The organism is Brevinema andersonii (assembly GCF_900112165.1).
GTDB lineage: Bacteria > Spirochaetota > Brevinematia > Brevinematales > Brevinemataceae > Brevinema > Brevinema andersonii.
The window spans coordinates 267,935-293,555 of the sequence record NZ_FOKY01000001.1 but is presented as its reverse complement, the minus strand read 5'-3'; the positions used below and the strand labels follow the sequence as shown (position 1 = coordinate 293,555).

Sequence of the window (25,621 nt, the reverse complement as noted above, 5' to 3'; positions counted from 1 at the left end):
TTAGGATGTTTTTCGGAGCAAATTTAAAATGCTTGAGTGTTGGGGCAAATAATTTAATAACTGAAATAATATTGACAAAATCATTGCAACTCCTTATAATAATTACTCACGGACTGTGGCGCAGCTCGGTCCAGCGCACTACCTTGGGGTGGTAGGGGTCGGGAGTTCAAATCTCCCCAGTCCGAAGAATCTTTCTCGTATTAGAGCGGGAAAGATTTTTTTTGTTTCCTTAAACTAAGCATTTTTTTGAAAAATCCGATAATTTAATATTAAGTTTAAGGACAAAACATGCCGAGAGCGTTGATATTTTTTTTAATGATGACGGCGTTGCCGGTATTGGGATTTGGACAGTATGAATACAGTGAATATGATCCTGTCGAAGAAGCCGTTGCTGAAGCCCAGGAACCATCCCCTCCAACTACAAATACTAATATTGTTCAAGTACCTGTATTCAGCGGGATGAAATCTTATTATGCAGTCGATCCTCAAAATCCTCAATTGCCTCCAGGACATTGGCTTCTAAAGCTTCGAGGTAGTGTTTGGCGTAGTCAGGAACAAGTGCTTTCTACTAATAGTCGGGGTGTTGTTTCGGCGCAGCGCTTGTATATTTTTTTTGCATCTGATCGTGATGCTGTAGCGTTTGAATTTGCACCCCATGCTGTTAAAGCTCCTGGTTCTATACCTGTTTTTTCGGACTATATGGAGCTTAATCCTCTCATTCAAACCAATACTTATAAAGTTCAACCTTACCAGTATCAATATTTGTCTATCGATTCTCCCTATACCCGCCAGATCAAACCCTTAGAGCTTTCTGGTACTTTCCAGCAAACAGAACAAATACCTTCTGAAGCTCTAGAATCTTCAAAAGAATCTGAAGAAATTACAGAAGAAGTTGCTGAATATGACAATCAAAGTGATGCATATGAAACCCAATATGAAGGTCAATATGAATCTCAGGATGCTTATCAACAAGAATATGATGACAATCAAAATGACTACTATCAAGAATATGAAGAAATAGCGTTTCATTTTGAATTTTCTGAACAAAATTTTGTCGCTCAGCAAGCTGTTCTTCTTGAACAAATTGTTGTAAATGTTGGTGGGTTACAGGGTGGGATTTTTGTCCACAAAAATAAAAATAATAAAAAAACCCCTTATACTGTATTTTTTTTAACCCTCGAGCCTGATGGTAATTTATGGGCATATACTATTAAAACGTCATTTGATATACGCCGCGGGGATTCCGATGCTGTCAAAAATGCTCGTATTCTTTATGAAAAAGCTTTGAAAACAAAAGCAAATTTTAAAAAGTTCACTCGTGTCCAAATTGACGATTCTGAAACACGACCACGGTTTTTCAAATAGGAGTACTTATGCCCAAACAAGAACATAATAACGTTCCCGAAATTAATCTCCAAGACAAGTTTGAGGAAATTCTTGCTGGCCAGCGTGCTTATATCGAAAGTCTTATTAAAAAACATGCTTGGACGAAGCTTGAAGAGTTTCTAAATGCAGCGGATCCTCATGAAATTGCCAGTGTTTTGGAAGATCTTGACACCACCAAAAGTATTATTGTTTTTCGGATGCTTGGCGAACAGGAAGCTCGAGCGGTTTTTGCATATTTGAGCCCTGAGGATCAGGAGAAAATTTTGCATGCGTTCACTGATGCAGAAGCAGCAAAATTGTTATCGACAATGGATCCCGACGACAGAACCAAGATTCTCGGCGATCTGCCGGCCGATTTTGTTACAAAACTTCTGCGCTTGTTGCCGGTTGAGGAGCGGAAAATCGCGAACAGCCTTTTGAATTATCCCGAGGGTTCGGCAGGGCGCTTGATGACGCCGAAATTTGTTTCCCTGCACGAAAATCTTACCGCCGAAGAGGCATTGAAATTGGTAAAAAGTCAGGCTTCCCAAAAAGAAACTATTTACACATGTTACGTTACGAATGATAAAGGAGTTTTGACAGCTTCTGTAGAGCTGGAGGATATTATTCTGGCTCCCGAAAAAAAACGCCTCAAAGACTTCATGAAAGAGGACCCTGTTTCTGCAACCACTGATGCCGATAAAGAAGAAATTGCCCGTTTGATCCAGTATTATGATATGATTGCACTGCCGATCACCGACAAACACCACCGGTTGGTAGGGATCATCACACACGACGATATTATGGACATCCTTCAGGATGAAGCCACAGAAGACTTTCAGCGCTTTACGGGGATTAATCCGTCGGAAGTCAATTATCTCAATGGAAGTTTGTGGTCTTTCATTTTGAACCGCTCGGGATGGGTGTTGGTTTTGCTGTTGCTGGCGGGGTTTTCTCAAGATATGATCATTAGTTATGGGGCGCTTCTAGAGGATCGTTGGATGGAGCTTTCGCTGTTTTTTACGGTGCTGGTAGGAGTGGGTGGAAATGTTGGCAGTCAGTCATCGGTGTTGGTGATACGTGGTATTGCGACCGGTGAAATAGGAAAAAAAGATACCTCAAAACTTTTTTGGCGGGCGCTTGTCAGCGGTGTGGCTATGGGGCTCCTGTTGGCGTCAGTGCTGTTGCTGAGGATTTTCCTGTTCAAAACAGGCAGCGAAGTCAAGGGGGTTGCTGCGTTTGCGATGGTTTTGATTGTTACAGTAGCCAATCTTTTAGGAGCGATGCTTCCTATTATTCTTAAAAAATTTAAAATTGATCCAGCAGTGGTATCAGCACCGCTAATTTCTACTCTAATGGATCTTGGTGGCCTTATTTTATATCTTGAAATAGCTGTTTTTATCTTTCTTGATTGAGGGGTCTGGTTGTTTCTTGAAATGGCATACCGGTTTTACTATTAAATCAAAAATTAAAAATCCACCAATCATCACAACCTTGACATTGTTTACAACTGGAAAATTGCCCTTGGTGTTGATAAAAATATTTGCTAAGATTTTTTTTCCATAGATCTTCTAATGATTCTTTGGCAACGTTGCCAGGACTGCCAATGAGATCAGTGTTTTGGCGGCACAGCATAACGGTGCCGTCGCTAAGTATTGTTATATCGCGACTTAAAGCGTAACATGCATGGCGTCGAATGGGTGCGAGATCCACTGTTTTTACGGAAGGGTCACCAAATGAATCTGCTTTGGTGATAATAATTCGTGGCATTAAATGTTTCCATGTTTTAAGAAACTTCGGGATCAAATCTTCGGATTCATGAGCGCGTGTCAACCGTATCCATAGTTTTTCCTGGTTCGGCAGTTTAGAGAAAAATTTATTTAGTTCTTCATTGGAAGGAAGATTCGATTTTGGTGAGAGGTCAAAAATTAGCTCCGTGTTTGGACGCGAAAGCACAAGAGATGCTAACTTTTCATTAAGAATAAGAGTCCGACTTTCAACGATAATCCGACGTTCCTTATTATTTTCTAGCTGTTGAAACAAATCTTCAAATAACGGGTGAGCAAACGGTTCACCCCAGACACCTAAAGATAAAACAGCTTCCGGTGCCCATAAATTCAGCTCTTGTACAATGTTTGTGAAAAGCGGGAGAGCTATATTAGGCTTTTCGGAAAAATCGGCTGTATGGAATTCATCTGTTTTTGGACACAATTCAACTGCAACATAGTGGGGAAATCTATGGATTTGTGCTCGATTTTTTTCAGCAAAATTTTCGGCTTTCTCTAAAGTAAAGTTAAAATCATAAGAAAGTTCATTCAAATATAAACTACTGTTTTTTTCAACGGGAAGAAAATCAATACGTTCCATTGCAATCCGTGATGAAGAAAGATATACTCCTACATCAATACCTTTATACTCCCAGTTGACGAGTTCTTTGAAAGGTATACCAAATGATGTTTTTTCATCAAGAAAGTAAAGAAAATCTTCTGCAAATTCTCCTGCAACTACTGATGGAATTAATCCTTCTGGCATATGTTCGGCAAAAGAAATATCATATTGTCGAGTGCGGAGAAAATTTAGAATTTCTTTTGTCTGATCCACACACAATGCACCACTATAAGCATTTGCTACGATAATGTCGCGTCCTTTTGCCTGCGTTGCGGCATAAGAAAATAAATCTTTGATATTATGAAAACGTCTTTGGGTACAAAAATCTAATTCCAAACCCGCAACCAAAATTTCTCCGCCCAACGGGTAAAGTTTTTTCAATAAATTTTCATGAATGACTTTTAATTCTTTAAGGTATCGTGTTTTCAAAAAAGATTGAGTGTCATCGATCAGTAGAAAAAGTACATTGTGCATAATTCCCCCCTTCTATTTTAAAAGAAAATTATAGGAATTGCAAGACGAAACTTTGAGATTTTTTTTATTTTTCCGTTATAATGAAGTCATGGAGTAAATCATGAGAAAAAATGCGTTGTTTTTGAGTATTGCTTCGGCTTTGCTTCTGACGGGGCAATCAAATTTTTTCGAGTCCGATGAGCGCCGTCTTAACAGGTTGCTCAGTGAAACAGGCTCTGCAACTGATCTACATTCTCCGCTTGTCTTGGAAAATACTGTTTTATTTTTTTATATTGGCTCGGCAAAAGATATTTTTCTTGCCGGTGACTTTAATAATTGGAATCTTAATCTCAAAATGAAAGAACATCGGTCTAATTTGTGGATATTTTCATGGACCAACCGTACTCAAGCTGGCTCTTACAAATATCGATTTAAAGTGGATGGTTTTTGGATTCCGGATCCCACAAATCCAAATTTCGTTTACGATGCCGGACGTGAAAAATTATCGTTGTTGACCTTGACCAATGAATTTATTCCCGATAAAAAATATCCGTTGTGGCTTTCCAATGATGTTTACCGTTTCCAGCATACGGCTACCAATGCAAAAGCCGTTGCTTTAGCTGGCGATTTCAATAATTGGAATCCTTATTCCCATCAACTTAAATATGAAGGTGGTGGCATTTTTTCTATTGATATTATTTTAGATCCCAACAAACTTTATCTTTATTCATTTGTGGAAGATGGTATGTGGGTGTTTGATGTCAACAATAAAAAACAATACCGCAATCAGCAAAACCGTGCTGTAAGTGCGTTTTTTGCGGACCGTCTGAATTCCAAACCTTAGGAGCATTCCGTGAGAAAAAATTTGTATTTAGCTACACCCGGACCTGTTAACATTCCTGAAGCTGTCTTTCAAGCAATGCATACTTCGATGCATCACCGAATTGCTGATTTTATTGAAATTTTTTCGCGCTGCCGGCAGAATTTACCTAAATTTTTTCAGACAGATGGTTCTGTTTTGATGATGGGATCTTCAGGTACGGGGGCAATGGAAGCTTCTTTGATTAATACATTATCTCCTGGGGATAAAGTTTTAGTTATTGAGTCAGGAAAATTTGGGATTCGTTTTGCTGAGATCGCAGAAACTTTTGGCTGCTTGCCTATTGTTGTGTCCAGTCCTTATGGAACATATCCTGATCCTGGTCAGGTACAAAGAGCTTTGAAGGAAAACCCTGATGTTAAAGTTGTTACCGCTTGTCACAGTGAAACTTCAACCGGTGTGCTTGCTCCTATTGCTGATTATGCTGCTACTGTTGCTCTGACGGATGCGTTGTTTATTGTTGATACAATTTCATCTGCAGGCTGTATTCCAATCAATCAGACTAAAAATAAAATTGATATTTGTATTTCTTCTGGGCAGAAAGGGTTTATGACTCCGCCTGGTGTGTCATTTATTTCATTGCAAGGCGAAAAATTTATGCCGGCATTAAAAAAATCGCAGCTGCCAAAGTTTTATTTTGATATTCTGCGCCAGCTCGACCAACAACAATCCTGTCATCCTGAATGGACACCTGCTACCCATATGATTATGGCTCTTGATCAAGCTCTCGCTATGATGATGGAGGAGGATGTAGAAAAAATTTACCTCCGCCACAAACAGGTGGCTGATTATGCCAGGAAACGTGGTTTAGAATTGGGTTTTGAATTATTCGCTCATAGAGGTTTTACCCCTTCTGATAGTGTTAGTGCTTTTGTTACAGAAAAACGTATTCCTGCTAATCAGCTAATTGAGTGTCTTTCTAGAAAAAATATCATTATTGCAGGTGGACAGGATAACCTGAAAGGAAAAATTATTCGCATCGGACATCTTGGTATGATGGATCTGATGCAAATCAAGTGGATTTTTGATGAAATAGAAGATTGTTTCTCTTAAGGCTCTTCAGTTTTGAAAACGGAAAAAATTTGATCAATGGATAGTTTTTCTCGGCCGTTGAGGTATGCAAGTTCTAATAATACTCCAACTCCAATTACTTGACCTTGCAATTCTTTGACTAATTTAATAGCAGCTTCTAAGGTGCCACCTGTTGCTAAAATGTCATCACAAATTAAAACCCTATCTTGTGCAGAAATAGCATCTTTATGAATTTCAACAACAGTTTCTCCATATTCCAAGCTGTAAGTACGGGACAATTTTTCATAAGGAAGTTTACCCTCTTTGCGGACAGGTATAAATCCTGTGCCAAGTATCATAGCAATTGGTGCTGCTACTACAAATCCTCGGGCTTCGAGTCCTACAACCTTAGTAATTTGGTAATCTCTAAAGAAATCAGCAATTTGTTCGAGTGTTTTAGAGAATGCCTCAGGATCTTTCCATAATGTTGTCATATCTTCGAACATAATTCCTTTAATTGGATAATCGGGTATCTTTCGTATCAGAGAATAATAAGACATTGTTTCCTCCCGTGTTATTTTAATAGAACTTAATTTTTTTGTCAAAGAATTTTTGTTTTTTAGAGAAACACGCTATAATATATACAGATATTTTCAATTGGAAAAAACTATGAAACGAATATTTTATTATTTTGCAAGCTTTCTGATCATAAGTCCATGTTTGTGGTCGAAAAATCCTGTTTCTCAAATTCTTGTCCGTGATGCTGTTGGCGATGTCCAGTACCGTGCGATTGTAGCACCTTCATGGACTCCTATTACAGCAGGTGTGCGGCTTCAAGAACGCACCTTGATCCGCCTAAATACTCCTGATAGTATTGCAACATTTTCTCTTCCTGACGGCAGTTTGCTGCGTTTGATTGGTATTGGTTCGGTTTTTTTGGATTATATTGTTCGTCCTGTTAATAATACTTATCAGACAAAAATGCTCCTAATGACAGGACGCTGGTTCTATAGTTCGAATCCTAATTCTAAAACACGAATGATTGTTAATACTGATGTTACAACTAGCATTATTGAAAATGGTTCAGGTGGTGGTTATTTTTTCAACGGCACTAATGAACTATTAATTCGTTCGGGGCACGGGGTGATCGGATACCGTCAACATGATTCTATTCCTGTGAGCCTCGATGAAAATCAGGTAATTAGTTTTAATATTTATGATGGTTTTTTCCGTGTACCAGAATTGGCTACCGATGCTCATTATCAGAATTATTTGATTTTCAGTGAAGATACGAAAAATTTTATGAAACCTGAAGATTTAACGTTTTCACCGGCACAGCCTTTAAGTTCAGCCCAAAAAGACAACCAAGATACTCAAGTCTTTCTTTTTTATCCGGATAAAAAGATGTTTGAATCCATCAGTAAAAATGTCCCGAAACCTCCTTTATTTTCTGGAGATATAAATTTTGAACAGCTTAAAGTATTGGAAGATTTATCTTTTGTGAAGCGGGAGGACCCTTTACGAGTGGTCATAGCTAAACTACGACCTCCACCTCTGCCTCCGCTTCCCGAGCCAAAACCTATTAGCAATACAAAAAGAGTGATTCCGTTATCGTTGTTAAAACCAATCAACCTTGAAGATTTTGAAGTACCCAAACCGCAAATACTGACACAAGCTCAAAAGCAGCCTGCCGAACCTCTTCAGCTTGTCAAACCTCGCCCGAGGCCCAAACGTAGTGTTCCTGTAAGACCACTTACTCCTATTGTTTCCCAAGAGCAAAAAACAAATATACCTGAAATAATAGATTTGGAAGCAATAAAAGTGGAACAGATTCCGATTGTAGAGGAAGTAAATGATGAACCCAAAATAGTAATACCTCAAGCACATCCAAGAAGGCCAGTTATAGTACCGAAACCAGTGGAAGAGAAGAAAGAAATTTTTACTGTACCGCAGTCATTTACAAATGAATTCGATCCGAATGCTAAGGAATTTCAATATCGTTCTTTTGAAGTACGAGAATTAGAAGATTTATTACAGGGAGATTTTTCTAGTACGATTTTTTATTAAAATAAAAAAGACGGGTAACAAGATACTTTGTCAGTACTGTTACCCGTCTTCATAGGTTGGAATTGGGGTTTAATAAATTATTTTTTCTTATAAATGCCTTAGTCTGTAAAAAATGTTAGAACTTGTTAAAGATGAAAAAATAATTTATTTTTGTTTAAAAATTTGATCTCTACCTTGTGCTTTTGCTTGATATAAAAGATTATCAGCAGCTTTGATGATATCTTCTGGAGTTTTATAAACATTTTTTGCTTCTAGTATACCGCTACTTAAAGTAATGGAAACACCATCTTTATCATGAAATTGTTTCACTTTTAAACTGATCCGTTCTAAAATTTTGTAAGCTGCCTCGATTTTTGTATTCGGAAAAATAATAGCGAATTCTTCTCCACCAATCCGTGCTAAAAAATCTGTTTTTCTAATATTTTCTTTCATAATCTGTGAAATATTAATTAAAATCTCATCACCTTTAAGATGTCCATGTTCATCATTTACTTTTTTGAAAAAATCCAAATCAATCAGTGCTAAACAAAATGGATGTTTACCTTCTTGATACATTTTTTGGTAGGCAGAAATATAAGTAAAAAATGTACGGCGATTATTTAAATTTGTTAAACTGTCTTTGAATGCCCAATTTTTTATTTTCTGCATGGCTCGGAATTGTTTAATAACTGCATTAAGCCGTATAATGAGTTCTTCTTCAGAAAACGGAAAATGTATAGTTGTTGAGACTGGGGCTTCTGCAGCTTCTTTTATACTTTGTTTGCTGTAGCTGTCCAGAATTAATAAAATAGGATAATTGAGCAAATCTTCCTGAAGAAATTCTTGATTTGAGGTGCAGAATAATATAAAAAATTCTTTATCAATGATGATTGTCTGATATTTTCGTATAGATGGGAAAGTTGTCATAGAACGTTTTTTTGAATTTTTCGTGAGATTTTTTAAAGTATCATTGTCGGAAATGACAGATAATCGATATTTTTGTTTTTTTGCTACTTTTCTGATTAAAGAAAGTTTCTCCTTATTTTTCACAATTGCTAGAATGTTCATTTTCGGCCTCTAGGAGGGATTTTTTGTTCGCAGAAATCTTGAATCGGACATTCCAAACATTTCGGTGTAATTGGTTTGCAGATTGTTTGACCTAATGCTACTATAGGTTTGTTGAATGAGCTCCACAATTCTTCAGCGACACGTCTTCTAATTTCAAATTCAGTTTCTTCTGGAGTTTTTGTGTTGCAAAATCCCCAGCGATTCGAAATTCTGTGCACATGAACGTCAACACATACAGCAGGGATATCAAAACCAACACTTAAAACTAAATTTGCAGTTTTACGTCCTACTCCCGGCAATTCAAGCAGAGTTTCAAGATCGGCTGGAACTTGGCTGTTAAAATCGCAAATAAGAATTTCGGAAATTTTTTTAATATTTCTTGCTTTTGTTTTGTAAAAGCCTACTGGATAAATAAGTTTTTCGATAGTTTCTTGAGGTAATACTGCTATTGCTTCGGGGGTATCAGCAACTGCAAAAAGACGCCCACTAGCAGGAGCTGTAGTTTCGTCTTTAGTGCGCAAGCTGAGAATTGTCGCAATTAAAATGCGAAATGGTGTCCGTCCGGCAGTTTTCATAAAGTGAATAGCAGGTGCGTGCTTCAATTGAGGAGTAGCCTCAAGAATTGAAAAAATTTTATTGAATCTAGCTTTGTTCCATATTGTTTCTTCCATAATAACCTTTACTTACAAAAAGAGAGTATTTTATTATAGCATAATACAGTAAAAAGCACAAGACCATCAAAATAGGCAGTAAGTATTTGTGCTGCAATAAAATAATGCTATTAGGGATCCTTGAGGCAGTGTAGCTGATGCGATCGATATAAAGATAAATAAGTGTTAATAAACGCTCGGCCGGAAGAAACGTTAAATTCCAAAAAGCACTGATACCTAAAATAAAACTTAGAACGATCAGTACTCCGGCAAGCGGAATTACAAAAATGTTAGAGATCAGAAAAAGCAGATTAAACTGTCCAAAAAAGAAAATTAAAATAGGAAATGTCGCCAAACCTGTTGCTAAGCTAATTGTAATAATATTTCCTAAAAAATTCCCACACTTATGAAAGAAAAAGTTTTTCCAGAGACCGCGTAAATAGATAATTCCTGCAACTGCCGAATAACTTAATAAGAATGATATGGAAAAAATGTTCTTATAATTAACAATTAGAGTTAATATTAAGCTGATCCAAAAAATTTTAGCAATAGAAAATGGTACCCGTAAAATTGTACCGACTATCCATAATAAGTGAAATAAAAACGTCCGTTGTAATGAAATTCCTAATCCCCCTAAAAGCAAATATAATAGAGAAACAGGTATTGTCAGTAGGCTGATATAACGTTTCGGGATATGAAAAATACCTAATAAAAATGCGAAAGTTGCCGTAATAATCATCATATGAAGTCCCGATAAAGCAAAAAGATGTGCTAAAGCAATAATACGCATATGTTCTCGGAATTCTGGATTAAGGAAATTTTTATTTCCGAGTACCATTGAAATAATCAATCCAGCAATATCAGGATGATGTTTTTCAAAATTTTGTCTGTAAGTTCCAGCCTTAGTAAAGTAATGTTATTAAAGAAATTCGGTGCAGGTTTGATAATTTCGATATCTTGCAGATGTTTGGTGTAAATTGATGAAGAATTTGGATAGAATTTTCCTCGGACTTTTACCACAGCGAGCGGTGCGATAATTATTTTATGGTCTGTTGAAATTTTTATACCTTCGGCATGAAATTGATAAGATATTTTTCCATCATGGATATCAAGGTTGGGAAAATTTTGAACGTAAAGAATTTTCTCTACAAAATACGGAGGACTGATCGTTCCTGCAAATGTCCAATAGGGGATAAAGCTAAGCCAAAGAAGGAGATTTATTTTCTTCAGATGCATTGGCTTGCTCTTTGGAGTCTAAGTTAAATCCTTCTTTTTCAGATTTTTGAAGAATTTCCGTCAGCTCGTAAAAACCTGCAGGACGCGAAAGATCAGTGATAAAATCATAACGAGCTGCTTGTTTTGCGGCTTTTTCCAACAGAAATGGAGTTGTCGGAAATGTTGATAAAGGAGGAATTTCCATTTGAATTGCCAGTTCTTGTAGCGTTTCCATCACAAGAAATCCATTTTCTAAGACATCTCCTTTATCCTGCAGGTCTAAAGTTTTGAAAATTTTTTGCATTTTTGATATGTTGGGGAGTAGAGAATACTCGAGAGCATGTAAAAATACTGCACCGGCTCCTTGAGTTTCGGAGCAGATGCGGCCAGCTTCCAAACCCATGCCTAGAGCAGCAGAAATTCCTAAACTCGAACTTTGTATGGCAAATGATCCTAATAATCCTCCCAGCATAAGTTCGTTTTTGATGCGTGTATTCGTGGGTTCGTTTGGCAGCCGATTGCCAGCTGAAACCAAAATTTCAATAGCTTTCAATGCATAAGATTCTCCCAGCAAGCTTAAACTTCGTGACAGATATGCGTCCATTGTGTAAGCCAAGGCTTGGAAAGCATGACTTAAAATAATATCTACGCGTATATGTTCTGTGTAAGACGAGTCTAAAAGCAGCCAATCGGCACGTGATTCTGGATCATAATACGGATGTTTTAATTGGTCAAGTTCATCGGCAATGTAATAGGTATCCATGATTCCTGGGCAAATTCCAGGCATTGTAGGTATTTCGATGTAATGTATTGGTGTTTTATTTTCCGGGAGAGCTGCCAGCTGAACCATACCTCTTGCAACAGCAAGAACATTAGGATTTCCAAAACCAATGACGATCTGTGCTCGTGAATCGCGTACTAAATTTACACCTTCGTAAAGGTAATGAGTACTAGGGTTGATCGAAGTTTCGTAAGCAATTAGTCCATAAGCAGTGTTTTCGATGAAACGCCTGAGAGTCTGAGTGATCCCCAGACCAATTAATGCTTCATCAGTAACTAAAACGACCCGTTTTTTTGATAAATCCGCCATCTCGCTTAAGTGTCCAAAGCTTTCATAGCCTTGAATGATACGCGTTGGAATATGAAAATAATTGAAATCCAATGCAGTTTCCTTAATTTTGATGTTCATTTATCGGATATAGGCTTTAAGATGTTTAATGGTAAGCTAAGATATTTTCGAGATTTTTGTACATCGGAGCGATATGAATGCCAGGAGCCAAATGTCCGTTTGTCATTGATTCAGCCATTTTGATTCTCAGAGCGTAAGCAAGCTCTATTTGAGAAATAGGATTAACAAGAATCTGAGAAATATTTTCAAACCCCGCTAAGACAGAGCTTCTAAGATTCAGAATAATTCTCCATGGTGTCTTGAAACCCTTACTATTGAACGGCGTATAAAACCATTCTTCATTGCAAGGTGTTGAAACTCCTAAAGTACTGTATACCGCATGAACCAGATCACTCATTGCGTCGATTTCTTCAGACGAATGATCCGAAGGTAATAAGTTTTTTGATTTTGAACATATCGTAATCAATCCTACTTTGCCACCGACTTCAATATAAGATATTGCATGTTCATTTTCAGCAATAAAAAGATTATGTGCTATTGCTGTTCCTAATGCAAAGTTGCGGTAAATATAGGGGTTACTTTTGAATAAATAAGCCTCGTTTTCAAGAGGGCGCCCCCAAAAATCAAGTCCTAAAATCTGTTTATGCCAATGCTCGAACGATGCCCCTGCCTGCAAATGCCAATTTTGAAAGGTCGCAATAAAGGAAATATATGGATTTATTTTGCGCATGCTAACGTGAATATTACATAGTTGATGATATGAGACCCGATGATCTTGCCAAGACATTGTACTTGATGCAAATAATCCGCTTTTGTTGGCGGCGTCCGGCAGAAAATGACGTCCTGAAGTTAAAAGTTCATGAAAGCCGCTGAAAAAGGGTTTAACAGCATTTTTTTTTCTTTCAAGGCTCATTAAATTGCTATCTATTTTCATCCGAAATAGCTTGATCCTCAAGAGATCTTCAATGTATTCCCGTAAATTGGGAGTATTAAAATAATCATCGATGCGTTCGATGTCGCTGTGCGGCGAATCAAGTCCGTATTTCTGATGCCAATAGGGAAAACTCAAAATTTCAAACAGATTTCCTTGCCTTCGAAAAAGAACTTCTTTATGAGGATCGTTGAGCGGCGGATATTCAATGGTTTTGACTTTATTATCAACACGTACGGTTCGATTTTTTTCCGGAGTTGCTTCGAACATACGACCCAGACAAAAAGCACAATAGCTTTCTTTATAATTAGGTGGTGTTTTTTCGATAGGAGTGCGATCGTCGACAGTAAATATACGCGATCTCCTGTCCGGACTATAAAAACTTTCGGTGTTCAACAGAGGATGCTTACAAGTTTCGATATTTTCTGGGCTTGAAAAGAAGTACTCATTCATAAAGAGCCTCCTATTTTTTTACTAATGCCTGTATCAGTCTTGTACACCAGAGTACTGCCAAAACAACCATCATACCCCAAATAAGGTACGGTGCTATGGGATCCATGAAGGGATTTAAAATTATAGTTCTTTCATATAAGAAAAATAATGCTGTTGTTGCTAAAAAAGCAATACTTAAAACAATAATACTTTTCATAAGTGCTCCGTTATGTTGAATGCCTGCATAAGATTTTGAATGTTGTCTTTATCATAGAAATCAATCGAACGCCGGCTCAATGTATTTCTGACTTCAGACAATACAGGCCCAGTAGATATCACAATAATGCGTGAAAAATTATCAGTTTTTTGCGTTTGCAGAGCACGTAAGATAGCATTTTCAGGCAGCGGATCCGACGAACACCAAAACATAAATAATGTTTTTGCACGTTTGGTGTCACGCCATTTGCCTGTTGTTTCTGAGGCTGTAACTGTAATAATATCTTGTCCAAAAGTTTTGTAATTGTCGATTGTATATTTGAATTTTTTTACGAATTCATGAGTTGTTTCAATTAATGCTTTGTCTGTTTTGGTGAGCAGGTCTTTGAAAAAATCACTCAATCGAATAGAAGAAAATTCTTGCAGTTTGCGTTTAACATCCAGATAATTAGGGTCTATATGCATAATATATTCCCATTGTATAATTGCTTTATCGAAATCTTGGATAGTTATATACAATTCAGCCAGCTCGTAGTGCAGCAATAAAATTTGCGAAGTTGATGCAACTTCTGGTTTTGCAACAATCAAACCCCGTTCTAATGCTTGGATGGCCGAATAAATTTCTTCTTGATCTTTGTAAAGTTTACCTAGTTTCATTGCCGCCAGAAATTCAATTTGCGGGTTTTTGAACTGTTCCGCTTTCAGATAAAAACAAATTGCTTTGGAAATTTCATGTTTTTTCTCACATGTTTCACCCAGTCGGTACCATGTTGTCGGTGCTTGAGGTTCCAATTTAATCAAATAAGAATAAGAGGTATAAGCTTCTTGAAGATTGCCTATATCAAAATTCGTATCCGCATAAAGTTGCCAAGCTTTAATATTATTCTTATCAATTCCTAATGCTTTTGATAAAGGTACTAGAGCTTGATGAGGATTTTGCATCTGCAAAAGAATTTCGCTCATTAACAGATAGTAATCCGAATTGCTGGAATCCATATGAACTAGTTGGTCAATATAGTTGAATGCTATTTCAGGAACATTTTCTTCCTTGTAGAAATTGGCAAGATAAAACAACATATTTTTGTAGTAATCTTTATAGCGTGAAAAATTTTTTTTGAGGAGAGCTTCGAATATTCCGGCTGCATCCTTTTTTTTGCCGGACAGGCGATAAATCTCACCTAACCAGTAATTAGCTATAGGGTCTTGATGGTTTTTTTTGAGGTAGGCTTTTACTAAAGTTTCAGCTTCATCTAAATTTTTAGATTCGACTAGAAACTCTACTTTATGAACAAATCCTGGTTCAATAATGACAAGCTGTACGATCACTGCTAAAATTGTCAGTATAACAGTACTAGCAGCTAATGTCAATAAAATCTCAGTCATTTACACAACTCTCTTTCTTTGGTAGTAAGATTCTGGATATGGAATTGTATCAGGATTGAGAAAAGGCCATGCTGGATTATCTTGATTTTCTAAGATATCATCTGCTTCTGGAAATTGGAATTTGGGGTTTTTTAGTTTTTCTACTGCATCTTCAATGAGTGAATGTTCCATACTTTCTGGTGCTAGTGCCAGATATTGTTCCCAATATTTGAGTGTTTCTATTTTATTTTTCTCAATAAAAAAAACAGTCCCTAACATTCTCAAAGCATCAATTAAAGTATCGTTGTTCTCAAAAGAGCGCTTAAACATAGATTTCGCAGAATCATAAAGCTCCAATGAAAAAAGAGCTAAGCCTCTGTTGTAATATGTAATAGAAATCATTGTTTTTGTTTCAGGGGAAAGTTTTTTCTCAAGTTGTTTTGCTGCGATTGCATAATAATCTGCAGCATTTCTATACAATTCCAGAACAAAATATAAACTGCCCAATCGAAACAAATCTTCGGAGGATAAATCTTTCTCCAGAAATTCTAAACGTAGTTCAATCAATTCATCCAAGGCAGAATTTTCTAGAGGCTCTTGTGCGTAAATAAAACTTGCCATCAAAAGCAATAGAATAACCCTTTTTATAAAAGCCCCCTTTATAGTTAGGAGTTTTGTGTTTCTGTAATGCGTCGTATAACTAGGTCATGAAGTTCATCACGTGTATGTACTTTTGACAAACTTTCCATGAGATCTGTTTTTTCGCAGGTTTCTACAATAATACGCAGCATATCCAACTGTTCTTGAGGATGAGCATCTTCATCAATTACCGCAGCGAAAAACAGCTTGGTTGGGATTTGATCATATGCATCGAAATCTTTGCCGTCCGGAGCGTAAAATACTGCGAGTTTCATGCTGTCCAGACCCGAAACCCGCGCATGTGGCACTGCTAACTCTTTGCCTAGTCCGGTGGAACCTTTTTCTTCGCGCTCCCACAACGCTTTGAAAATCTTGTTGTATTCCAAATGGTATACGTATGCAAAAAATTCAGCAATTTCTTTTATAATGTCTTTTTTGGAATTGGCCTTCAGCCCGACGTGAAACGCTTTTTCTCCAAGCAGTGCTCTTAATGTCATCATAAGCAACTCCTATAATAAATTTGAAATTTTTTTTTGTGCTGCAGCCAACGCAATGCATAATCCGGCGGGATTTTTTCCTCCTGCCAAAGCAAAATCTGCTTTCCCCCCTCCCCCTCCCCCTATCATTGGTGCTAATTCTTTTATCAGTTGTCCTGCATTGAGTTGGCTGTTGAGATCTTCAGAAACTGCAGCAGAAAGCAGAACTTTTTCTCCCTGCTTTGCTGCTAATACCATTACTCCGCTTTTTACTTTTTCTTTGAATTTCATGCTTAAAGCTGTTAATTTTTCGTTGTCAGCATTTGTTTCTGTGATTATTATGGTATGGCCTTTAACGGAAATACTTTGATTTAAAAGCTTGTCAAATTCGGTATTAATCAGCAGATTTTTGTAAAATTTAATTTCTTTTTCTTTGTCTTTCAATTCATTCAGCAAAATGTCAACACGTTCAGTTAATTTTTTTTCTGGAACTTTCAACAAGTTGCTTAATTCCTTTTCTCGTTCGAGTGTTTCCTGAAATCGGTCCAAAGCGGCTTTTCCTGCTATTGCTTCGATCCGCCGTGTTCCTGAGGACACTGAAGTATCTCCGATAAGGCTGACTACACCTATTTCGCCTGTGGATTCTACATGTGTGCCACCACAAAGTTCTAATGAATCTCCCAAGCAAACAACCCGTACAATATCACCATATTTTTCTTCAAACGCTGCAATAGCGCCGAGTTTTTTAGCATTTTCGATCGGCATCTCTTTGATATTGGTAAAGTAATTATTACGGATATCTTGATTAACGATTGTTTCAATTTGGCGCAGTTCATCGAAAGTAAGTGCTTTGGGATGAGTGAAATCAAATCGCATTTTTGTTTCACCAATCCAGGAGCCAGCTTGACTGACATGGTTTCCTAAAACTTGACGTAATGCTTTGTTGATAAGGTGGGCAGTGCTGTGATGACGGGCGATATTTTTCTTGCGTATCTCATCTACCGTAGCAGTTACTGGATTACCTTCTAAAACTCTGCCCTGTTTAATTTTTCCTAGATGAATATGCTTTCCATCAAGAAATTTAGTATCAAAAATATCAATAATTAGTCCGTCTGCGGTAATAGTGCCAGTATCGCCAATTTGTCCTCCTTTTTCTGCATAAAATGGGGTTTTGTCAAGAACAAGGGCGATTGTTTCATTGTTTTGTTCTGCTACTTTTAGAATAACAGCTTCAACGGTGGGTGTTTCGATATATTGAGTGTCTGGTAGGTGTCTGAATGTCGAAAAATCCAAACTGTCCGCTTTCCATGAGGCTCGCGCTCTTTCTTTCTGCAAGTCCATAAGTTTTTCGAAAGCCGGTTTGTCATAAGTCAGATTTTCATCTTTGAGGATTTGTTCCGTGAAATCTATAGGAAATCCCATAGAATCATACAGAAGGAAAACATCTTCTCCGCTGATCATTTTGCTTTGAGATGCATGTGTTTTGGAGATCAATTCTTTGATTTTGTAAAATCCTTTGTTAAGTGTCCGAAAAAAGCTTTCTTCTTCGGATTTAATTACTGAAGTAATTGAATCAAGTTTATCCTGTAGTTCTGGGAATGGTTCAACCATAATCTCTGTAACTACTGGCACTAAAAGATGCAAAAAAGGTTCTGTTAATCCCAATTCCCTGCCAAAACGCGCCGCTCTACGCAGAATTTTTCGAATAACGTAGCCGCGGCCTTCGTTGGAAGGCATAATTCCGTCACCAATAGCGAGCGTTAATGCTCGAATGTGGTCTGCAATCACCCGATGAGGAGTACCTTCAAATCCTTGAGTGTAGATAATGCCAGAATATTCAGACACGGCATCAATTATAGGTATAAAAAGATCAGTATCGTAATTAGAATTTTTTTGTTGAAGGACGGCTGTTATTCGCTCGAGCCCCATTCCCGTATCGACATGTTTAGCGGGGAGTTCGGTTAGAGAACCATCTTCATTTCTGTTGAATTGGATAAAAACAAGGTTCCAAAGCTCAATAAAAAGAGGATTATCAGCATTGATGCCGTGAACTCCAATACTTTGAGAGAGATCGGGTGATAAATCAATATGAATTTCCGAACAAGGTCCACAGGGTCCTGTTGCTCCCATTTCCCAAAAATTTTCTTTATCCCCGAATTCTAAAATATGTTTCGGATTAATATCCGTAAAATCACGCCAAATTTCAAGGCTTTCTTTGTCCGAGTAATGAACAGTTGCATAAAGACGTTTTTTGGGCAGCTTCCAAATATCAGTGAGTAGTTCCCATGCCCACATAATTGCTTCTTTTTTGTAGTAATCGCCGAAACTCCAGTTTCCAAGCATCTCAAAAAACGTATGGTGATAGGTGTCGCGCCCAACGTCGTTGAAATCATTATGTTTTCCGGAAACACGCATAACTTTTTGTGTGTCAGCAGCGCGTGTATAAGGCCGTGTACCCATCCCTAAAAAAATATCTTTGAACTGGTTCATTCCTGCGTTGGTAAACAAAAGTGTCGGATCGTTTTCGGGAACGAGAGATGCTGATGGCACAATAGCATGCCCTTTTGAACGGAAAAAATTAAAAAAATCCTGACGAACGGATTGGGCCGTTTTCATAAGGTATGGTTCTCCTTTTTAGGAAACATTATTTTTATTATAACTCATTGAAAAAAAAATGGAAAGTTTTTGCAGGAAAAAAGCGCCCTCAAGGGCGCTTTTTGGTTTTAATGATTGCCACAGCTGCAAGCTCCGCTATTTGATTCAGGCTCTCCGATTTCAACCATTGTGATTTCAAAATTTAAATCTTTTCCTGCCAGTGGATGGTTGCCGTCAAGCGTGAGAATACCATTTTCTGCTTTGACAATGGTAACCGGCATAGGTTCCCCTGTTTCCGGATGAAGCAATACCAAACGTTGTCCCACAGGAATCTCAACAACAGCCTGCTCTACAACATCACCATAAGCTTCCGAGCTAGGAATATGAATTTTTTTTGTCTCTCCGATAACCATACCTTCGGTGGCGTTTTCGAAGCCAGGAATAACATGTCCTTCTCCGATCACAAATGCTAATGGCTCACAACCTTCCGAACTGTCGAATACCGTATTGTCATCCAATGTTCCCTTATAATGGACTTTAACGGCATCACCTTTTTTTGCTGTTTTTGCTGACATGGCACCCTCCTTTTTTGCGCCTTTATAGAAATTTAATTTTTAATTAATTCTCCTCTGAAGGCCACCCTTGATCCCTGAAAATTTACAAATTTCTCTTTATCCTTTATAATCTTAATGTATTATTTACTTTTCGGCAAATTTAAGGAGGCTGAAATGCGTTGGTTTGTTTGGCTAATGCTGCCTACAGTGGCATTTGGGAACGATTATTTGTGGTCTGCCAAAGAACTCGAAATGCTTGAAGGTGCTTATAAGCGTTATATTGATGAGGTGCGCAAGAATCCTTCGGCAGCTGATGCATACCTCGCCGAGCAAAAACCTTTTGCTGAATCTTTTCCTATGCCGGGATCTAGAACAGTCCGTTCAATCCCGGAATTGAGGCTGTTCAGCCTACCAGTTCCACACTCTTTCTCTCCGGAAGACGTTAATGAACGAATTTCTTTAGCTCACAAAGATTTGGGAACTCTTAAGGCATTTAATGTGATTACACGTCTACTCGCAGAGTTCTACACATCATCCAATGAAAATCAAAAATATCGATATCTCTACCGAAAAGGTGAAGAATATATGCTTTCGCTGGCGAAAAAGGCTGCTAAAAAAAGTATTCCACGCGGGGTTCGGGAAGAACTGTCTGCCGGATATGCTATGATAGCTAGTGAGTTATCGGAAATTGATTTTCCTGCTCCTTATAGAGCCTATCATTTGAGAAGGGCTTATCTTCTCGATTCTCCTGAGCAGGCAGCCGATGAAATACGGCGTCTTGAGGAATCTCTAAAAAATTAAGAATCTAAACTATCCAGATCAGTAGGCAGGTCGCTTTGTGGGAAGATTTCTTCTAAAGAAAATAAATGGCTCGGTGTTTCGGTTGGGAAATATTTTGAATCGTAGATTTCTTCCACAGATGGCATATCGATTAACTCTACATCTTTAGCAGTGAGACAACGGTGTATTTTTAATTCATAAATTGGAGCAAACACCCAGTTGCGATTAATTTCTGTTACTGCTTTGACCTCATGAACTGGAAGAAAAATAGTTTTTTGATTATTGTCGATTTCAATACAGTAATCGCATGTTTTGATGAGATCGGATTTTCCTTGCACCAGCGGAAACAAATTCCATATCGGGAAAATTTTACTGTTTTTCTGCATCAAACCTGCCAGGGGAGTTTGAGCATTCGGCATAAGAGCAATTTTTCCTGATGATTCAATCCCTCGAATGTGATCTAATTCCAATCCAAACCACTTGTCCTTCAGGCGAAACGGCAATACTGTCATAAGGTCCCCTTATCTGTTTTATATTTGTTTAAGCTTTCAGCTCGTTTCATGAGCAATGTTTTGCTTTTTTGGTAGAGTTCTTTTTCATTTATCAGGAAGCCGATGGAACCGTCTTTGAGGATTACTGCTCCGCTGGCACAAGGAATAAGCGGCGTATCAATATCTTCAGTGAGCGCATCAATCTGCCCAAAAACTTGTTCAGCACCAAATACGATTTTTTCCTCTCCAAAACTGCAAACAATCAGCACATTGATTGGGCTTTTTTCAAGTCCTAACGCCGCTGCTAGCGAAACTTGTCCTAAACATAACGGATCATTTTGGGTAATAGGGTTTTCTTTAGATTGTGTATCTAAAACCTGTTTAATACTTTTCATTGGAATTAAAATTTTTGTTTCGCCAACCCTCACTAAAAGATTTCTAGTCAGGATTTTTTTCATCGGCAACGTAATACGAATTTTTAGATATTCGTTGTCTTCCGAATCAACAGAAAGAGATCCACTTTTGCTTTCTATATGCTTTTTGACAGCATCTATGTGCATGGCTGGGATCAAGCCTCGCCCATCATCACGTACTTGAATTTCAAATTCGTCTCCTGAATCACTAAACTCGATCAGCAACCAGCCGATTTCGTTTTTATCTAAAGCCCTGCGGCGTGCCGGTGTTTCCAAACTGTATTCTAGCGAGTTTTTCACGAGATGAAATGTCAGCGCTTTAACAAAATCAGCATCCCGGGCAAGAATTTCACTTTGTTCCCCACGAATGCCGAGTTTTATTTTTTTTCTAAGCGTATCGACTTCTCCCTTGATGAATGCCCGAAGATCCCTGCCTAAAAGCTCGCCGATGGAAATATAATATTTGTTGAACAATTTTTCTTTAAGATGCATGGTGATTGCTTCAAGTTCCCGTAAATCATTCCCGATAAGCACTCGATTATCTTCAGAAATTAATGATTTAAGTGTTTCTTGCTTGAGGAAAAGTTTTCCTGCCAACTGGATCAACGTGTCTTCATGATCCGTTGATTTTTTTTCACTCGGAAACTGAGGTGTGTTTATTTTTTTTTCTGCGACCGGTTCGGGTGTAAGAACTTCATGTCCTGTCTGTAAAAGCAGTTGAGGGGCTGCCGGAATAATATCCTCTGGCAGTAACCGTGCTTTTGGAGCAGACGGCACACCGTCAAACGAAATTTCTTCGAAACTTTGTGTATCATCTGCCATGAGTGCAGTGATTTCTTCGGCTGTCAAAACAACACCATTCGGCAATGTTTGATTGTTATCCGGTATATCTGAAAGACGTTTAATAATTTCCGATGCATCCAGGTTTGAAAAATATTCCGTAATTGCATTTCGATCCATGAGATTTTTGCGGATAAAAGCGGCATTTTTTTCTAAAAATTTTAGAGCTTCTTGAAAGCTTGAAGATAATAATGTTTCGTGCAAATTCTTTTTTTGGAGGCTGTGTTGCATTGCTTCCGCGACTTTTGCTGGCTGAGTCATCCCTAAAAACAAACTATTATCTTGAATACGCTTTAGGTAGTAAAGGATAGTTTTATGGAGATTTTCAGCTTGAGGATTCTCTTCAGCTCCGTGGATGAGTTCAATATCTTTTTCCAAATCAACGACAAATTGTTCCATTAGGAGTTCTTCGTAAATAATAGCATTTGCTGGCAAATCATGCCTTAGGAAACCATGAATTTCGCGCGAAATTCCACTGAGAATAGATGCTCCATCAGCATTGTTGAGGGTGCCGGAAACCATATGTTCGATCGTACCTAGCCCTTGCTTGATGAGCTCTTTCACTTGAAAAATAATATCAGCGTCAGCATATTCGTATTTTTTAGCTATTGCTTCCAGGAGATTCAAAAACTGTGTAATAATACGTAATTTCTGACTTTGACGACCGATCTGTACGATTTGGTGCAAGCTATCTTTAGTATGGTGTATGTCCAGTTGTTCTATAGTTAGTTTGTGGTGTAGAACAGTGATCGCGTCAAAAAGCTTTTCTGACATGGTATGTTTTCCTTGAATTTTTTTGCAGAACCTCATTTTTTTATCGGTTTTTTTCTCAAAAAAATGAGAGAAGATTTCTTCTCTCAAGGATTTAATTTTTGGAATTTTTACGGGTTCAGTGGGAAAAGATTAGTGCCGACGATGCCCTGAGGTGGAGGATCAGGGTAAGGTTGAGGAATAGAAATATCCATAGATTCGAGATATTTTTTTTGCTGATAGTCAAAATTGATATCCAACTTTAGTAGGGTTCCCCATACCGAATCACGGTACAGTGTTTCAAAAGAACTTTTGGTTGTTTCGTTTGTCAAATATACAGGTTTTGTCATTCGGTATGCTCCTCTTCGTGCAGGTATAGGGTCTGATGTTGAACGCTCCTGAGGAATAATAACACGACGATTGCTGTGAAAAAGCGTGTATTCTTGAGGGTTGCTTAAAATGTCATTAACTTCGAATCGATCTTCTGAAAATACACCGTTTTTTAGGGCTTTTTCGTCTAACAGAGGATTGATCGGAGATGCTTGCACTGATACTGCTGCGCCGAAATTCACATTCTGGCCTGGTGCCAGTATATACTCTCCAAAATATAATCCAACTCCTGCGTCTTTGATATCATTGTTTCCGGCAAATGATGCGTCTATTGTTTCGGGAATCCATCCTGCATAGTTGAGTTGTTTCCAGTTACCGATGACGACAGCACTAGGAGAATTTTCAGAAAGGTTCGGATAAATGTACAAGCCTTTTGGATCAGAAGAGAGTTTTAAGTTCTCGCCAACGAAAATATACGGAGCAATATTCGATGCTCCGAGCTTGAATGCAGTATCTACTTTTGTGCCATCCGGAAGATGGAATAAAGGATTGTTTTTGTATTCGCCGACATCGGTATCCAGCATGATCTTTGCTCCGGCTTTTCGGGTTTGATTGGCGGAAATATTCGACATCAGAACAGCAATACCTAATGTTTTGAATGTGCTTGAACCTTTAATATCCATGATAAAATAGGCAACTTCTATGTGCAAGTCCCGCTCGACGCCGCCTAAAAATACACCATCCACTTGAGAACCAACACTTATTCCCAGAGGGCAAAGTACGCGCAGGTCGCTGAGAAGATAATTTCTGCCATCGATCCGAAATCCTAAATGCGATGATGTTGCCGGACCTGTGAAAAGTAGCGTCGAAAGATCAAGATCCGGTTCAGCAGTGTTAATAATACTAAAATTTCCAGTATATGGATTGATTTCTGCTGTAAAATCATGTCCTTTAAGAATTAGGGCATTTTTGTTCTGTGCTGAACTTGTTCCCAACATCAGAATGCTTAATAAAACTGTTAAAAAAAAACGCTTACTCATTATATTCATAGGATTCATCCGTATAAATAGCGTTTTGGTAGTCATCGAGGTATTCCGATGGAGCAATTGCTGTTTCGTCAATATCGGCATCTAATCCGTTACCGACACCTTCGATATTGATGGTTTCGGTACTTTGAATAACCGATGCTGGTCCCGGGATTGTTGTATTTGTGTTTATTGCTAGAGTATTTGTTTTAACCGGCTTACCTTGATAAGGAAGTGTGGGCCTTAAATTTTCAATATTTTTTAAATCTTTGTACAATGAACTTCGGATTTGATTTTGTTTTTGAGCCAGATCGATTTCTTTTGCATTGAGAATGCCTGCTTTGTTATCGGTAATTTTTAACATTTCTTCGACAACACCTTCTGCGGCTTTAAGATTATTTTCATGTTCTTTGATTTTCAGTTCTTCTTCCCATTGACGACGGTATTCTGCAATTTTTGCTTGTTCGGTTTCTTCTTCGGGAGTAGGAGTCGGGACCAACATACTGTCAATAACTTCCTGAAGCTGCGAGTTGACAGGACTGATTGTATCTTCAATTACTGTTTGCTGCGGAACTTCAACAAATTGCGTAACAACTGTTGGAGGTATAATCTGTTGAACAATCATTTGAGTTACAACACTGGGGATAGGGTTTTGATACTGCAATGGCGGCAATAAACTTTCACCAGCCTGCTGACTCCGTAGAGTGGTCGGATTATATCCAGGAATGTTTTCAAGGGTCAATGCATCTTCCGCAAAAAGGGATATTTGCGGCTGGGAAATTTTTTTTGCATTCCCTATTGCAAAAAGTTCTTCAGGGGTTTGGCTATCCAGAACAGCAACTTTTTCAATTGCTTTTGCATAATAATCTGAATTTGGGTACATTTCCAAAATTAGACGGTATTTTTCGATGGCGTTTTTGATATTATTTTCGCGTTCGCGAGCAATTCCTGCAAAATAAAGAGCAGCCGGTGTATATTCCGATTCGGGGTATTCTGAGGCATAAAATGAATAAAATTCAGCAGCTTTTGCATGGACTCCCATTTGTAACCAGCTTTTGGCTATGCCCAAAAGCGCTGATTGTTTTTCTTTAACAGTGCGAGCTTTATTTAATAGGACTTTGTAGTACTGAAGTGCAGCTTGAAATTTATTCATATGGGCATAAGTTTGTCCAAGATAAAACAGAGAATCGCGATAGTGTTGGGAGTCTGGGAATTTGCGGACAATATCCAGAAATCTTTTTTCAGCTTCGGTGTACAAACCCTGATCAAAATAACGGCGCCCTACTTTGAATGTTGCGTCATCAAGTTTTACTGCTGCTCCGCATAAAAACATCAGCAAAAAAAGTATTTTGTTTTTCATAATCGTCTCCACAAACTGTTCGCTATCGTGGATATCGGAAATAAAAACATCAAAACTTGAATTTTTTTATTAAAAATTTTCGAATGTATAAGAATATTAGTTCACTTTTCACAAACATGAGTTAAAATATAAGTTGTTACAAAGTAGGTTATATTATTCATGCCAATAAAAATATATGCTATGCAGAATTTGTATGTCTTACAACTAAGATATACAATCCTA

At 37.9% G+C, this 25,621-nt stretch carries 24 protein-coding genes and 1 tRNA gene; 7 read left to right on the top strand and 18 right to left on the bottom strand.

The window, feature by feature from the left end:
• Positions 1-109: 109 nt before the first annotated feature.
• From BM018_RS01505 to mgtE, 3 genes are all read left to right on the top strand, one after another.
• A tRNA-Pro gene (locus tag BM018_RS01505) sits at positions 110-185 on the top strand.
• Positions 186-288: 103 nt separating this feature from the next.
• Complete coding sequence (locus tag BM018_RS01500) at positions 289-1,365, top strand: hypothetical protein (RefSeq protein ID WP_092317634.1); 1,077 nt, start codon at positions 289-291, stop codon at positions 1,363-1,365.
• 8 nt (positions 1,366-1,373) lie between these two features.
• Positions 1,374-2,780, top strand: coding sequence for a magnesium transporter (mgtE, locus tag BM018_RS01495; RefSeq protein WP_092317631.1), 1,407 nt, complete (start codon positions 1,374-1,376; stop codon positions 2,778-2,780).
• A gap of 46 nt (positions 2,781-2,826) precedes the next feature.
• Here the strand turns inward: mgtE and BM018_RS01490 are convergent, their stop codons facing one another.
• Complete coding sequence (locus tag BM018_RS01490) at positions 2,827-4,227, bottom strand: SPASM domain-containing protein (protein ID WP_092317628.1); 1,401 nt, start codon at positions 4,225-4,227, stop codon at positions 2,827-2,829.
• Between the two features lie 100 nt (positions 4,228-4,327).
• On the opposite strand from BM018_RS01490, the gene BM018_RS01485 reads away from it, so the two are divergent.
• Together BM018_RS01485 and BM018_RS01480 are read left to right on the top strand one after the other, a co-directional pair.
• Entirely contained in the window at positions 4,328-5,050 is a 723-nt protein-coding gene (locus tag BM018_RS01485; RefSeq protein ID WP_092317626.1) for an early set domain-containing protein, read from the top strand.
• Between the two features lie 9 nt (positions 5,051-5,059).
• A complete protein-coding gene (locus BM018_RS01480; protein WP_092317623.1) occupies positions 5,060-6,139 on the top strand; it encodes a pyridoxal-phosphate-dependent aminotransferase family protein in 1,080 nt (359 codons plus the stop codon).
• On the opposite strand, the gene BM018_RS01475 is transcribed toward BM018_RS01480, so the two are convergent.
• A complete protein-coding gene (locus BM018_RS01475) occupies positions 6,136-6,657 on the bottom strand; it encodes an adenine phosphoribosyltransferase (protein WP_092317620.1) in 522 nt (173 codons plus the stop codon). The genes BM018_RS01480 and BM018_RS01475 overlap by 4 nt on opposite strands.
• A 109-nt stretch (positions 6,658-6,766) precedes the next feature.
• Here BM018_RS01475 and BM018_RS01470 point away from each other — a divergent pair, with 109 nt between their 5' ends.
• On the top strand, positions 6,767-8,164 hold the full coding sequence (locus BM018_RS01470; protein ID WP_092317617.1) for a hypothetical protein: 1,398 nt from the start codon (positions 6,767-6,769) through the stop codon (positions 8,162-8,164).
• A gap of 144 nt (positions 8,165-8,308) precedes the next feature.
• Here the strand turns inward: BM018_RS01470 and BM018_RS01465 are convergent, their stop codons facing one another.
• The 12 genes from BM018_RS01465 to BM018_RS01410 all read right to left on the bottom strand — a co-directional run bounded on the left by BM018_RS01465 (position 8,309) and on the right by BM018_RS01410 (position 19,431).
• Positions 8,309-9,211, bottom strand: a complete 903-nt coding sequence (locus BM018_RS01465) for a GGDEF domain-containing protein (protein WP_092317614.1) — start codon at positions 9,209-9,211, stop codon at positions 8,309-8,311.
• Entirely contained in the window at positions 9,208-9,882 is a 675-nt protein-coding gene (locus tag BM018_RS01460; protein WP_092317611.1) for an endonuclease III domain-containing protein, read from the bottom strand. Before BM018_RS01460 ends, BM018_RS01465 begins: the two co-directional genes overlap by 4 nt.
• Positions 9,854-10,699: a ComEC/Rec2 family competence protein gene (locus tag BM018_RS01455; RefSeq protein ID WP_092317608.1), complete on the bottom strand. Its 846-nt coding sequence runs from the start codon at positions 10,697-10,699 to the stop codon at positions 9,854-9,856. The genes BM018_RS01460 and BM018_RS01455 overlap by 29 nt, the downstream gene beginning before the upstream one ends.
• 8 nt (positions 10,700-10,707) lie before the next feature.
• Positions 10,708-11,097, bottom strand: coding sequence for a hypothetical protein (locus BM018_RS01450; protein ID WP_092317605.1), 390 nt, complete (start codon positions 11,095-11,097; stop codon positions 10,708-10,710).
• A complete protein-coding gene (locus BM018_RS01445; protein WP_159428124.1) occupies positions 11,060-12,238 on the bottom strand; it encodes an iron-containing alcohol dehydrogenase in 1,179 nt (392 codons plus the stop codon). Before BM018_RS01445 ends, BM018_RS01450 begins: the two co-directional genes overlap by 38 nt.
• A gap of 52 nt (positions 12,239-12,290) precedes the next feature.
• Entirely contained in the window at positions 12,291-13,589 is a 1,299-nt protein-coding gene (locus BM018_RS01440; protein ID WP_092317599.1) for a DUF4921 family protein, read from the bottom strand.
• A gap of 10 nt (positions 13,590-13,599) precedes the next feature.
• Complete coding sequence (locus BM018_RS01435) at positions 13,600-13,785, bottom strand: hypothetical protein (protein ID WP_092317595.1); 186 nt, start codon at positions 13,783-13,785, stop codon at positions 13,600-13,602.
• On the bottom strand, positions 13,782-15,167 hold the full coding sequence (locus BM018_RS01430) for a tetratricopeptide repeat protein (RefSeq protein ID WP_092317592.1): 1,386 nt from the start codon (positions 15,165-15,167) through the stop codon (positions 13,782-13,784). The genes BM018_RS01435 and BM018_RS01430 overlap by 4 nt, the downstream gene beginning before the upstream one ends.
• Positions 15,168-15,776 (bottom strand): tetratricopeptide repeat protein, encoded by a 609-nt coding sequence (locus BM018_RS01425; protein ID WP_159428123.1) that lies wholly within the window; start codon positions 15,774-15,776, stop codon positions 15,168-15,170. It lies immediately after the preceding gene.
• Between the two features lie 35 nt (positions 15,777-15,811).
• Positions 15,812-16,285, bottom strand: coding sequence for a PTS sugar transporter subunit IIA (locus BM018_RS01420; protein WP_092317586.1), 474 nt, complete (start codon positions 16,283-16,285; stop codon positions 15,812-15,814).
• A 9-nt stretch (positions 16,286-16,294) separates the two neighbouring features.
• Positions 16,295-18,877: an alanine--tRNA ligase gene (gene alaS / locus BM018_RS01415; RefSeq protein WP_092317583.1), complete on the bottom strand. Its 2,583-nt coding sequence runs from the start codon at positions 18,875-18,877 to the stop codon at positions 16,295-16,297.
• A 107-nt stretch (positions 18,878-18,984) separates the two neighbouring features.
• A complete protein-coding gene (locus BM018_RS01410; RefSeq protein ID WP_092317580.1) occupies positions 18,985-19,431 on the bottom strand; it encodes an FKBP-type peptidyl-prolyl cis-trans isomerase in 447 nt (148 codons plus the stop codon).
• Between the two features lie 153 nt (positions 19,432-19,584).
• Between BM018_RS01410 and BM018_RS01405 the strand changes: the two genes are divergently transcribed.
• Positions 19,585-20,211 (top strand): hypothetical protein, encoded by a 627-nt coding sequence (locus tag BM018_RS01405; RefSeq protein WP_092317577.1) that lies wholly within the window; start codon positions 19,585-19,587, stop codon positions 20,209-20,211.
• Here the strand turns inward: BM018_RS01405 and BM018_RS01400 are convergent.
• From BM018_RS01400 to BM018_RS01385, 4 genes are all read right to left on the bottom strand, one after another.
• A complete protein-coding gene (locus BM018_RS01400; RefSeq protein ID WP_092317574.1) occupies positions 20,208-20,702 on the bottom strand; it encodes a chemotaxis protein CheW in 495 nt (164 codons plus the stop codon). The two genes, BM018_RS01405 and BM018_RS01400, sit on opposite strands and share 4 nt — an antisense overlap.
• On the bottom strand, positions 20,699-22,708 hold the full coding sequence (locus BM018_RS01395; protein WP_092317571.1) for a chemotaxis protein CheW: 2,010 nt from the start codon (positions 22,706-22,708) through the stop codon (positions 20,699-20,701). The genes BM018_RS01400 and BM018_RS01395 overlap by 4 nt, the downstream gene beginning before the upstream one ends.
• Positions 22,709-22,815: 107 nt before the next feature.
• The gene (locus BM018_RS01390) at positions 22,816-24,063 is read right to left on the bottom strand and encodes a hypothetical protein (RefSeq protein WP_092317568.1); all 1,248 of its coding nucleotides are present in this window, start codon (positions 24,061-24,063) and stop codon (positions 22,816-22,818) included.
• Positions 24,047-25,399 (bottom strand): tetratricopeptide repeat protein, encoded by a 1,353-nt coding sequence (locus BM018_RS01385; RefSeq protein ID WP_092317565.1) that lies wholly within the window; start codon positions 25,397-25,399, stop codon positions 24,047-24,049. The genes BM018_RS01390 and BM018_RS01385 overlap by 17 nt, the downstream gene beginning before the upstream one ends.
• Positions 25,400-25,621 lie beyond the last annotated feature (222 nt).